Source organism: Paenibacillus chitinolyticus NBRC 15660, from assembly GCF_000739915.1.
Lineage (GTDB): Bacteria > Bacillota > Bacilli > Paenibacillales > NBRC-103111 > Paenibacillus_F > Paenibacillus_F chitinolyticus.
In genome coordinates this window covers 166,729-179,054 of the sequence record NZ_BBJT01000008.1, presented here as the reverse complement: position 1 = coordinate 179,054, position 12,326 = coordinate 166,729, and the positions used below count along the sequence as shown (strand labels likewise).

The following is a 12,326-nucleotide window of genomic DNA, read 5'->3' as shown; positions in this document are numbered from 1 at the left end:
TTTCCGAAAATTAGAGTGGATTAAATTGTCCCAGCCAGATATAAATGCCCATCAAGCCAAACACGATGATGCAGAAGTTAACGGCAACGAACAAGCATCGCATGACGGGTGTACGGTGGAACTGGTATAACGTTTTGGCGGCACCGCTCCCTTCGATAATGAACAAAATAAGAATCGTATGCATAATGGTGTGGCCCACGATTTCTTTGAACCCGAAAAAGGTGGTCGTCATGAGAAAAACGCTGGTAAGCAGAATAGCCGTGAAGCGGTTCATGATCCCCATGATAAAAGCCCAGGCGAGCCCCATTTCGATAAACGCGCTGATCAGCACGAAATCTTCAACCGTGAAGCCGAGCGTAGGGAGTCCGTACTCGTGCATAAGCGAGCAGGCGAGCTTGGCCAGTGTCATTTTTTCCATGGAAAGCCAAGCGAGGGACAGCCCCGTGCATAGGTAGAGAACGGGTGTAGCCGTTTGCTTCCAGCGGCTCTCGGTGACGAGCAGGTAATAAATAACGCCGGCGTAGAAAAAATAATCAAGCCCGTGGAAGAGCCCGTATGTAACGAGGGAATACCCATACAGCACAGCGAGTGCGGCCCCGCTCACGACCAGCAGCCTGCGGTGGAGAAGCCCCGCGATAGCCAGAATCAGCACGGCGTATACCCAGACATGGTCCGATACGAAAGACGGCGCGAGATACGTGCCCGTAAAAAGCTGCATCAGCAGGCCCAAACCGACACCGACGCGCAGAATAAGCAATTGGTAGCGCTTTAATCCGTTCAAAAACTGATGAACCCGGCGTACAAGATCGATCCGCTCCAACGATTCGCTGAAGAGGACACAGACGAGCAGGGCGGCCAGTGTGACCCCAAGCCACAGCAGAAAAGCGGGCGTGATGACTTTGGCCATGGGCTGCGGGTTCCAGACGTGATCTTCGGTAAACCATTTGACGTGGACGTACAAACCGCTCCATTTTGGAAGGTACATAGTCTGTTTTCACCTCCTTGTTAAAATAAGATGTCCATTCATCCGTTTTCATAGTTAATTTGGGGAAAGAGTCGTGATTTTTAGGTTATCGAAGCGCTTGCAAAAATAGAAAATCCCAAAACTTTAATTAGATAAAGTATTTTACAAATTATAGTACCACAACCAATTAAAAAAGTAATCGACAATTTTTGTTCAGTTTTTGTCCTTATTTGTAGAAATTAGCTCCATTCGACACGGAATGCGGAATAGGCGCGCGAACCCTTCGTTTTTTCGCCAAAAAACCCCTTTCTTTTCGGGAGTTGAAGAGAGGTTTCGGGAAGGCTGTCGCCGGGGAAAATCAGCTTCACAACCCCTCTCTTAGGGTAAAGAGGTTCTATAGCGCGGTTTCATCCGCTTGCCTACGGAACGATAACTCTTTTCAGGAGGTGCGATAAAATGAGTGAATTGAACGAGAACTTGCCGGAGGAAAAGAACTCCGCCCCCCGCGAGACGGGCGAAGAGGGATATGTGGACATCGTGGTCCAGAAGCAGGGAACCAGCTATATCCTGACAGGCATAGGCGGCACGGTGGGAGAAATGACGTACCATATGGTCGACGTAGACACATGGATCGTCAACCATACGTTTATCGATCCCAAGTACCGGGGCCGCAACCTGGGTCGAATGCTGCTGGATTATGTCGTTGCGGAGGCCCGCGAGAACGGCAGAAAAATTATTCCCGCCTGCTCGTACGTATTGGAGCAATTTAAGCAAAATCCGGACGAATTTGCGGATGTGTGGCTGAAGGAAGGCGAGACGCAATACTCGGATACGTACAGTTCCGACAGTGTTATGAAAGGCTGACGAACCGGGCGGCCCGTTCGGTTTACAGGAAAGGCTGAGGAGCCCTACAGCCGCACGGCTTTGTCGAAAGCGCGAGTCCGCGAGGACCCGTGCTTTTTGTGCTGCGTCACTGCGAGGACGGACATGCCGGCGCCCTTTTGTTTGGTTACTCACTTATCTTTGATAATTTACAAAAATTTGGAGTCCGTGATAAGATAAATGGAGCAAAGTTAAAGCGCTTTAATTTTGCGGATGCACCGCTTTACCCATCTGATCACATGAGGAGAGGAAGCAAAATGCGGAAGGAACGATTTTTTCCCGGAAAAAGAATGACGCGTTCCATCAGTCTGTTCGTCGTGTTCCTGCTGCTGGCGCTCGACTTGGCCGGAGCCGTTTCGGCGAGCGGGACGGCGGGAGCGGGCAATGGCGCACAGACGGAAGCGGTGGCGGTTAAAGAAACGCTGGCGCAGTGGATTTTCAAGGACAAAGGCAGTAACGGTGTATTTCCCGCCACGGGCGGTGTGTTCCAATCGGCTTCTTCGATCCGCGACGTAGGCACCAATACCGACCAGTACACATACGAACCCGGCGAAAACAGCGTCCGCAATCAGGGCTGGCACGACGGCAGCGGCAAGAAATACTGGCTCGCGGCACTCTCCACCAAAGGGTATGAAAACATCACCCTATCATCGCAGCAGACTTCCTCAAGCACGGGCCCGCGAGATTTCAAAGTTCAATTCAGCACCGATCAACAGACGTGGACGGACATTCCGAACGGGAAGCTGGTCCTGGCCCAAAATAATTTCAGCTGTCCGAATAGTACCTGCAAATTAACGAACCTCTCTTTGCCGCAAGGGGCTGGCTATCAGGATGTGCTGTACATCCGCTGGGTCGTAAGCTCGAACGCCAGTGTAAGCGGCGGCACAGTATCCAGCTCGGGTTCCAGCCGGATCAAGGATGTGCTTGTGACCGGCGAACGCGGCAGCGGCGAACCCGGGGAACAGCCGACGACGGCTGTAAGCAGAACTCCCGCTCCGGGAGCGGCCGATGCGGCTGTGAACACCGAAATCAGCGTGACCTTCAACAAAGCCGTGGTGCAGGACAACGCGTATAAAGCGGCGATCACGGACAGCGGCGGCGCTTCGCTTTCCGGCGTCTCGTCGGCGGTGAGCGGCAGCACCCTCAAAATCAGCCATCCCGATCTGACGGCCGGAAAAACTTACAAGGTCACCGTTCCCAAGGAACTCGTAAAAGGCGCCCAGGACGGCGCAGCCCCGTCCGCCGACATTACGTGGAGCTTCACGACGAGGCTGCCGGACTCCGGCGTCAAAACGCCGTCTCTGCTGAACATGACGTTCAACGGCGACCCGAAAACAAGCATCTCGTTCGACTGGTATACGGCCGAAACGGTGAAGGGCACGGTTGTCCAGGTGGTGGAAGCATCCAAAGCCCCGGACGGCACGTTCCCGGCTGACTTGGCGCAGAGCTACACGGGCAGTGTCACTGTCATCGACACGCTGATGACCGCGGGTGACAGAAGCTCGAAGAAATACAAGAAATTCGCCAGTCACAAAGCGACTGCAAGCGGGCTTAAGCCGGGCACGAAGTACGTCTACAGGGCCGGCAACGGAGATGCGGACGGCTGGAGCGAGACCGGGTCCTTTACGACGGACCGGGCCGACAATCAGGATTTTCATTTCCTGTACGTGACCGACACGCAGGGCTCCAGCAAATCCAATTTCGAGCTGTGGCAGGATACGTTCAAGAGAGCCATCGAGAAGACGGTAGATCCAAAATTCGTCCTGCTGACGGGCGATTTGACGGATGACGGCGATCTGGAGCAGTTGTGGCAGTGGTTCCTGGGGGTTCCGAAAAAAGAGTTCGCCAACGTGCCGTTCGCCCCGATTATCGGCAATCACGAGGTGGAGGACTATCCCAACAACAATTTTTACAACCACTTTAATCTGCCCAAGGATGTCGGGACCGGTGCCCATGACGGATCGGTTTACGCGTTTGAATACGGCGATGCGCTCTTTATGCAAATCAATTCCCAGTACGAAGGGGAAGTTTCCCCGTATAAAGCCGATCCTCAATTTACGAAGCAGTTGGAATGGATGAGGAATCAGGTGGCCAAATCGGATAAGAAATGGAAATTCGTTTCCATGCATAAAGGACCTTATTCCTCGGGAGACAACGCCACGGCGGAAGACGATCGGGTGAAGTTTTATCGCAAGTATCTGATTCCGGTATTCGACGAGCTGGGCGTTGACATGGTTTTCGAAGGACATGACCATATGTACATGAGATCCTACCAGATGCTGAATAACGTTCCCATCAAAAACGTCATTATCGACGAGCAGGGCAACGTCGTGAATCCGAAAGGCACCGTATACCTGATGGGCAACTCCGGCGCTTCGAAGTTCTACGATCTGAACCCGAAAGCGGATACGTTCTTCGCAGCCAAGAACGAGCAGCCGAATAAGAAGATGTTCGTGGATGTGTCGATCACCGGCGATGTGCTTAAATTCACGTCTTATACGGCCGTAAAAGACAAACCCATCGCTGTTTATGAGTCCTACAGCATCAAGCGGACGGACGGCAAACCCGCCAAGGTGGAAAATGCGAGCGCCGCCAAACAGTCGGGCAAGGCGGTTATTTCCTGGAAAGCTCCCGCCGGCACATCCGAGCCGGTTAGAGGCTACCGTATTTACGAGAAGAACGGCAGGGCGGGCATTAACTGGAGCGCCTACGTTCCGGCCGTCAGCGGGCAAACCGCCTACAGCTATACGCTGAACGGCATCGACTCCGCACAAACCTACGAGTTTGTCGTTAAAGCCGTCGGGGGAAGAAATAATTCCGAACCGGTCGAAATCAGCACGGCAGGCGGCACGAAGTGACCTGGAATGGAGAAAAGTAGAAATTCGCGGCTTGACATCCTTCAAGAGCGATTCTATAATTTCTACCCATACAGGCATTGACCAAAGACACGATTCCCTTCACGGGCTGCTCAGAGAGAGAAGCACATGCTGAAAGCTTCTCCTGCCGACGGATGCGGAATTACCCCTTTGCAGCCGTGGCATCGAACCCGCACAAGATCCGAGCGGCAGTAGATGACACCGGATCATCTCCGTTACCGGATGCCAAATGAGGATTCCGCACGTGTTTTTGCGGCGGATCAAATGAGGGTGGAACCACGAGCTGAACGCACTCGTCCCTTTGTGGATGAGCTGCGTTTTTTTGCGTTCAACAAAACACTCGTGGAGGGATAAGCGATGAACATTCAAGTGAAATTGCCAGACGGATCGGTCCGGGAGTACTCCAGAGGAACGACGATTGAAGAGGTGGCCCAGTCCATCAGTCCGGGACTTCGTAAGAACGCGTTCGGAGGCAAACTAAACGGCAAACCGGTCGATCTGAACACGTCCATCGACCGGGACAGCGCCGTGGAGATTATCACGCCGGATAGCGCCGAAGGCCTGGACATTTACCGGCACAGCACGGCGCATCTCATGGCGCAGGCCATCAAGCGGATTTACGGCAGCAAGGCCGTGAAGCTGGGCATCGGCCCGGTTATCGAGGACGGATTCTATTACGACCTGGATCTCGAAAAGCCCTTGTCGACCGAAGATCTCGCCGCCATCGAGAAGGAGATGGAGAAGATCGCGGGCGAAAACCTGCCGATTGTCCGCCGGGTCGTAAGCCGGGAGGAGGCTCTCCGCATCTTCGGCGACATGGAAGATCCCCTGAAGCTGGAACTGATCCGAGACCTGCCGGAGGAGGCGGAAATTTCGGTCTACGAACAGGGAGAATTTCTCGACTTGTGCCGGGGACCGCATCTGCCTTCGACGGGGCGGATCAAAGCGTTTAAGCTGCTGAACGTGGCAGGCGCTTACTGGCGCGGGGATTCCGCCAACAAGATGCTCCAGCGTATCTACGGCACGTCGTTCCCGAAGAAAGCGCAGCTTGACGAGCATCTGCATCTGCTGGAGGAAGCCAAGAAGCGCGACCACCGCAAGCTGGGCAAGGAACTCGGCCTGTTCATGTTCTCCGAAGAAGCACCCGGCATGCCGTTCTACCTGCCCAAAGGGATGACGATCCGCACGGAGCTGGAAAGCTTCGCCCGGGAACTCCAGCGGCAGCGGGAATATGACGAAGTGCGTACGCCGTTCATGATGAACAGACGCCTCTGGGAGCAGTCGGGCCACTGGGACCATTACAAGGACAACATGTATTTTACCGATGTGGACGATACGAGTTTCGCGCTGAAGCCCATGAACTGTCCGGGCCATATGCTGATTTATAAAAACAGCCTGCATTCCTACCGGGAACTTCCGATCCGCCTTGCGGAGTACGGGCAGGTGCACCGGCACGAGATGTCGGGAGCGCTGAACGGCATGATGCGCGTGCGCACATTCTGCCAGGACGATGCGCATCTGTTCGTACGCCCCGATCAAATCGAAGAAGAAATCGGCCGGGTGATTGAGCTGATCGACCATATTTACGGCGTCTTCGGCTTCGAGTACAAGATCGAGCTGTCCACGCGCCCCGAAGATTCCATGGGCTCCCAAGAGCTGTGGGATCAGGCGGAAGCTTCCCTGAAAAACGTGCTCGATAACCGCGGCATCGAATACCGTGTGAACGAAGGCGACGGCGCGTTCTACGGGCCGAAAATCGACTTCCATATTCTCGACGCGCTCAAGCGCAGCTGGCAGTGCGGGACGATTCAGCTTGATTTTCAAATGCCGGAGAAATTCGACCTCACGTACATTGGCGAGGACAGCCTGAAACACCGTCCGGTCGTTATCCACCGGGCCGTGTACGGTTCGGTCGACCGCTTCATCGGCATCATCACCGAGCATTACAGCGGCGCTTTCCCGCTCTGGCTGGCGCCGGTGCAGGTGAAGCTTCTGCCGGTGTCCGACCATTACGCCGATTACGCCATGCTCGTGAAGAAATCGCTGGACGAAAGGGGCATCCGTGCGGAAGTCGACCTGAGAAACGAGAAACTGGGCTACAAGATCCGCGAAGCGCAGCTTGAAAAAGTGCCGTACATGTTCGTCCTCGGCGAGAACGAGAAAAGTACGGGAACGGCAGCGGTCCGCAAACGCGGGGAAGGGGATCTGGGTCCTCAATCGATCGAGGAGATTTGCGGGCTTATTCTCGAAGAAATCCGCAGTAAAGCTTAGGAGCTCGGGAGAAGAAAGAGGAGCGCGGAAGGCAGGCCTCCTGTTCCCGGGAAGAATTTCAAGCGAAAAATCCGGCGGAGCTCTCCATGCGAGCCTGCCGGAGGGTGAAAGGATGACGTGCGATGACAGAGCGTATTCCATGCAAAAGCGCGGATTGCGGGGCGACGATTCTTCCCCGGACAGCCGAGAAGACAGGCGGTTACTGTATGCCATGCGTACAGTACCGGCAGCGGTTGGAGCGGGAAGAGTTTATCCGCCGGCACCGCAGGGATGTGAATCTCTACGAAGGGATAACGGACCCCGTGGAGATTTTGAAAATCATGTGCGAGCCGAGAGTTTCGGACCCTCTTATCCGCTATACGGCATACGAGAAAACGGCCGAGGAGCTGTATGCCTCTTTGTCCGCGCCCGATGCGGAGAGGATGAAAGCTTACGCGGCTGCGCTGATAGCGGAAGATGAGCCGGATATCGCGGAAGACATTCTGTTATCTCTGGCATGTTTCACGGGAATACCGGTGCAAGATTGTCTGCCCGCGCTTATTCGGAAGGAATGCTACCACCCGGGTATTCTCTACAAGCAGGCTCCCGCCGCTATCCGGGACTTCCTGCTGGATCAAGTGGAAAAAGATGCGGAGAACCGCAATCTCCTGCTGCTCGCGCTGGCCTGGATCGGAGATGAGACGGTGGCGGCCCGCTTTAACCAATGGCGGGAAACTCCGCCTGTCTGGGCCGAAGAACTGTATGTGCCTCCACACCAGTACTCGCTTGAGGCCGGATGGATGCTGAACGGGGAAGGTTTGAGAAGCGACTTGTTTTACAAGGAGTGCCGGACGTTTGAGAAAGGCATACCCTCCGGCGGCGAGCCTGTATCGCTTTTCGGAGAAACCGAGGAGTTTTGCAGAGGCTGCGGTGGCGGAATGACGGTTTTGTTCGATCTGGATCTCAGACATCCTTCGCTTCGGTTCCTGGATATGGAAGGCGAGAGGTTGAAGATCGCGACCTGCTTGAGCTGCACCTGCTATGGCTTTTTGTTTACCGATATAGACGGAAAAGGCGGAAGCGGATGGAGCCGGTACAATCCCGCTCCCGCCGTTTCCCCGGAGCCGGAAGGGGAGGGGCCGCCGGAAGATGGAGAGCGGCCAGCTCTGCGGTTCTCCGGTAAAGAGCGGGGAACGTATTATGCCGCCGTCTGGAGTCAGGAGCCGGCGGTGGCTTCACAAGTGGGAGGCCACCCCACGTGGATTCAGGATGCGGAGTACCCGGATTGTCCCGGGTGCTCGGGGAAGATGAGCTTCCTGGCCCAATTCTCCTGGGAGGATGCGGATGATTACGGCGAAGGGATTACGTATGCGTTCGTATGCAAGGATTGCCAAATCGCGGCGACTCACTTCCAGCAGACATGAGTCTCACGATCAATCTGCTGCGGCAGGCAGGGCCTTGTCGGGCGGTTCCGCCGGCGACAGTCTTGGCCGCGTGCCCACGAGAACTATTAACCGCAAGTGCCGATGAGGCATGCGGCAGATTCAATAAAAAAAGGCGCCCCCGTAAAATCGGGGGCGCCTTTTTCTTTTTTTAACAGCGTGATGCTTGAGGGGGCAGCGGATCAGCGAAGACCGGCAAAGACCGGTCAAACACCGGTCAAACACCGGTCAAACACCGGTCAAACACCGGCAAACACCGGCAAACACCGGCAAACACCGGCAAACACCGGCAAACACCGGCAAACACCGGCAAACACCGGCAAACACCGGCAAACACCGGTCAAGTTGCGTTTGTGACGCTTCGGGTGATGACCTCGACCAGCTCTGCCTTGTGGGCTTCATAAGCTTCCCGGGACAAGCTTCCGCCGGCGAGACGGTCATCCAGTTGCGCGGACAACTGCGACGTCTGCAGGGCTATGACATCCCGCACATCGCGCGAACGGCTGGCCGCTACTTCGGCCAGAGACTGTCCGTTATACAAAGCATCGTAAATCTCTTCGTCGGAAGTGACGCCCAGGGCCTGATGCAGTTCGTCTTGGACAGGCACGGCTGCGGTTTGCGTGGCGACGGTTTTCGTTTTATCGAATGCGGCCGGGTTATCCGGGATCATGATTTGGACTTCCACGGTGCTTTCATCATTCCAGAACCCCGCGCCGATCGTGATGGCAAAAGCGACAGTGCCTGCGATTAAAATATGTTTGGGTCTCATGCGTATTCCTCTTTTCTGTAAACGAATAGGTGGGATCAGACGAGCAACGGTATCTATAAGCGAAAGTAGGCAGATAAGCGAATGGAGTAATTCGTATGTAGTTGAAAAGATGTCCTCTAAGTCTTATACGAAGCAGATAAGTTTCCGTTGCGCGGAGGGAATCATTACCCGGCAAATTCTCTTCTAAAACGGGATAAGGCAAACGTTTGATCCGCTGTCCTAAACCCATTGTAACCGTCAGTTCTTAAAACGGGATTAAATCAGCCTGAATCTGCTCTGAAATCTGAATTGAGAAACTGAAAAGCAAAAAGCAGTACGGAGCAATCGGGAAAGGGAGCAGAACCAAGAGCAGGACCAAGAGCAGGACCAAGGGCCACACAAAAATCCCCTCCGGCTCATATCCGGAGGGGTTAGGCGGCGCAGCGGCCTTGGCGAACAAGCGGGCCGGGAATAGCTAAAACAAGCATAGTTGCAGCCAAACCGGTATGCTATTCCGCATCTAGGAGCTTAAGCTCCTGCGCGGTAACGAGCGCTTGGGTCCGAGAGGAAACGCCCAGCTTCTCGTACAAGCGGGAGAGGTAGACCTTAACCGTCCCCTCGGAAAGTGTCAGCTGTTCCGCCATCTGCCTGTTGGAAGCGCCCCGGCGAATAAGGCGGAGCAGACTGATCTCGCTTCGGCTCAGTTCCTCCACGAGCGGCGGTGCTGGGGTTTTGCGCTGGGGGGAGGCGGGCATGAACAGGCTGAGCAGCTTCAATACGTAATCGTGCAGCCCGCCTCCCTGCCCTGCCACTTCCCGGGTCAAGCGGTATTGTCTGGCATAAGCCCGCAGCAGGGTTTCCATGGCTTTGCCTTCATCGAGGAAGCTCCTGATGTAGCCGTTCCGGGCACCGAGTTCCAGCGCTTCGTGAAGATGGCGGAGAGCCGTCGTACGCTGACCCCGCTGATTTTCCAGGAGCGCCTGCAAAATGCCGATTTCGATGATGCCGGACAGAAGCTGCTCCCGCTCACACTGGGGTTTGAGCAGCTCCAGCAGGCGCAGCGCTTCTTTCTCCTTGCGCTGGCTGCCGAGCGCGCGCGCAAGCGTCACGTATTCGAACTCCTGCCGGAAACCGGGCTTGTCCTTCCCGGACACACCGAGCTGCGGCAGCGCCTTTTTCACGTCTGCGGAGCGGTCTTCTTTAAGATACAGGCGGATTCTGGCCGCCTGCAAAAGCTGACGCCAACGGCTGTCCTTCAGCCCGGAAGATGCCTCGAAGGCTTCGTCGAGAGCGGTATGGGCGAGTTCGAAACGCCCCTGAGCCGCATACAGCTGGGCCTGCGTCAGATGCATCGGCACATACAAGCCGGGCAGCTCCTTAGCCGGGGCTGAACGTGAGACCAGCACCGCCAATTTGCGGCTGTCCTCCAGCCGGTTCCACTCGTAGTAGCCCTCACTGAGCGACTGTATGACATACAAATAGATGTAGGAACCCTGCCAGCCTCGGGCTTCCAGCAGACTGGTGAACAAGGCGCCGATCCTTTCCGTATCGGGCGAGAGCACGCCTTTAAGGCCGAGCGGAGTCCGTCTGACCAGCGGTTCGGTCCGATTATAGTTAAACGTGTAAAAAGCCGGATCGGCCGGTAAAATCTCATGCAGCAAAGTACCGATATGAGCGAACCATTTATCGAAGATGCCTGTAATAAACATCAGATTCGAACGGACGAAGAGCAGCCCGCTCTGGAGTTCTTTCCGTTCTTCCGGCTCCATGGAAGCGTCCAATGACGACTCCACCCGGTCCAATAGCTGCTCGGCCTGCTCCGCATGACCCGCCATGAGCAGGACGAAAGCATGGTGCAAAGACAACGCGGGCGATACGGCATACTCCGGAGGAAAGCTGCGGAACCAGCGCAGGAGGTTGCCCAGTTCTCCGCTTTCCAATACGGCCGGCATGTGGGTCCTCAGGCAGCTCTCCAGCCGGGGATAATCTTCGCCGGCTATGGCGTATTCCACCGCTTCGTTCATAAAACCGCGCGAAATGCAGCCCGCACTTGCCAGCCGGTTCAGTCGTCGCCATTCCTCGGGCTGCTTGCGTTTTAGCAGCTCCTGTAGAAACCCGGCGAACAGATGATGGTACCGGAACCAGGCGCCGCGCTCGTCCAGGGGCACCAGGAAGAGGTTTGATTTTTTGGCCCGCTCGAGCAGTACCTGGGAGTCCGCGCTTTCCGTGACCGCATCGCACAGATCGGCATCCATCTCTTGAAGAACGGATGTTTTCAGCACGAAGGAATAGAGATCCGGCAGCAATTTCGAGGCAACTTCTTCGAATAAATAATCCGAGATAACCCGGTGGTCTCCGTGGAATTCCTCCAGAAAACGGACCGCGTCTGTCCCGGATTGGAGAGACAGCAGCGCCAACTGCAGGCCGGTTACCCAGCCTTCCGTCTGTGCGGCGAGGCGCCGGATCTGTTCATCCGTCAAAGGATGATGGTGGATATGTCGGTAAAATGCCGCGGCTTCATCCGCCGTAAATTGGAGGGTAGCCGTATGCAGTTCGTTTTGTTCCCGCTTGGCGGTCCATTTTACAGTCGAAAAAGGAAGCTCGCTGCGGCTGGCGATCAGCACGTGAAGCGCAGTCGGCAGGTATTCGATAAAATATGCCAGGCTGTCGTGAATCCGTGCGTCTCCGATCAGGTGGTAGTCGTCGAGAACAAGCACCGTTTTTCCCGGAAACTCGTAAAGCTCGTTTAACAGCGCATCCAGAAAAGTGGAGGAGGAAATATCCTGCAGCGATAGCGCAAGCGCGGCAAGCCGCTGTCCGGCCGGGTCTTCGGCCTTGTCGGCCAGGGAACGGATGAGCGTACGCCAGAAGCGGATAAAATCGTTATCTCTGGCGTCCAGGGACAGCCAGGCGCAGGTATGCCCGCAGCTGTGAGCCCACTGGGTAAGCAGCGTCGTTTTGCCGAATCCGGCGGGGGCGCAGACAAGCGTAAGCCGCCCGTTTATTCCCCGGGACAAAGAATCGGTCAGCCGCTCGCGGGCAACCAGATTCGCCTTTGGAAGGGGCGTGGCTATTTTTGTTTTTAAAATAACGGGGGCATCGGGAGTCGTATCAGTCATAAGTCCTCCGGAAGCGGCAGACGGCCGCGGTCGTTTCCAATCTGT

At 55.5% G+C, this 12,326-nt stretch carries 7 protein-coding genes; 4 read left to right on the top strand and 3 right to left on the bottom strand.

All coding sequences use genetic code 11. The features are described from left to right. Window positions 1-10 precede the first annotated feature (10 nt). Window positions 11-985 (bottom strand): hypothetical protein, encoded by a 975-nt coding sequence (locus PCH01S_RS19720; RefSeq protein ID WP_042232225.1) that lies wholly within the window; start codon window positions 983-985, stop codon window positions 11-13. Window positions 986-1,420: 435 nt separating this feature from the next. On the opposite strand from PCH01S_RS19720, the gene PCH01S_RS19715 reads away from it, so the two are divergent. From PCH01S_RS19715 to PCH01S_RS19700, 4 genes are all read left to right on the top strand, one after another. After that, on the top strand, window positions 1,421-1,828 hold the full coding sequence (locus tag PCH01S_RS19715; protein WP_042232223.1) for a GNAT family N-acetyltransferase: 408 nt from the start codon (window positions 1,421-1,423) through the stop codon (window positions 1,826-1,828). A gap of 275 nt (window positions 1,829-2,103) precedes the next feature. Next, window positions 2,104-4,704, top strand: coding sequence for a metallophosphoesterase (locus tag PCH01S_RS19710; RefSeq protein WP_042232221.1), 2,601 nt, complete (start codon window positions 2,104-2,106; stop codon window positions 4,702-4,704). Window positions 4,705-5,079: 375 nt separating this feature from the next. Then, the gene (thrS, locus tag PCH01S_RS19705) at window positions 5,080-6,993 is read left to right on the top strand and encodes a threonine--tRNA ligase (RefSeq protein ID WP_042232219.1); all 1,914 of its coding nucleotides are present in this window, start codon (window positions 5,080-5,082) and stop codon (window positions 6,991-6,993) included. Window positions 6,994-7,115: 122 nt separating this feature from the next. Next, window positions 7,116-8,396, top strand: coding sequence for a hypothetical protein (locus PCH01S_RS19700; RefSeq protein WP_042232217.1), 1,281 nt, complete (start codon window positions 7,116-7,118; stop codon window positions 8,394-8,396). 358 nt (window positions 8,397-8,754) lie between these two features. Here PCH01S_RS19700 and PCH01S_RS19695 read toward each other — a convergent pair whose 3' ends face one another. Further along, a complete protein-coding gene (locus tag PCH01S_RS19695) occupies window positions 8,755-9,183 on the bottom strand; it encodes a hypothetical protein (protein WP_042232215.1) in 429 nt (142 codons plus the stop codon). A gap of 488 nt (window positions 9,184-9,671) precedes the next feature. Then, window positions 9,672-12,281, bottom strand: coding sequence for a LuxR C-terminal-related transcriptional regulator (locus tag PCH01S_RS19690; protein WP_042232213.1), 2,610 nt, complete (start codon window positions 12,279-12,281; stop codon window positions 9,672-9,674). Window positions 12,282-12,326 lie beyond the last annotated feature (45 nt).

Excerpts from the sequence above, each read along its gene's own strand:
- PCH01S_RS19700 (WP_042232217.1), top strand. The coding sequence starts at position 7,116 with ATGACAGAGCGTATTCCATGCAAAAGCGCGGATTGCGGGGCGACGATT.
- PCH01S_RS19715 (WP_042232223.1), top strand. The coding sequence starts at position 1,421 with ATGAGTGAATTGAACGAGAACTTGCCGGAGGAAAAGAACTCCGCCCCC.
- thrS (WP_042232219.1), top strand. The coding sequence starts at position 5,080 with ATGAACATTCAAGTGAAATTGCCAGACGGATCGGTCCGGGAGTACTCC.
- PCH01S_RS19695 (WP_042232215.1), bottom strand. The coding sequence starts at position 9,183 with ATGAGACCCAAACATATTTTAATCGCAGGCACTGTCGCTTTTGCCATC.
- PCH01S_RS19710 (WP_042232221.1), top strand. The coding sequence starts at position 2,104 with ATGCGGAAGGAACGATTTTTTCCCGGAAAAAGAATGACGCGTTCCATC.
- PCH01S_RS19720 (WP_042232225.1), bottom strand. The coding sequence starts at position 985 with ATGTACCTTCCAAAATGGAGCGGTTTGTACGTCCACGTCAAATGGTTT.
- PCH01S_RS19690 (WP_042232213.1), bottom strand. The coding sequence starts at position 12,281 with ATGACTGATACGACTCCCGATGCCCCCGTTATTTTAAAAACAAAAATA.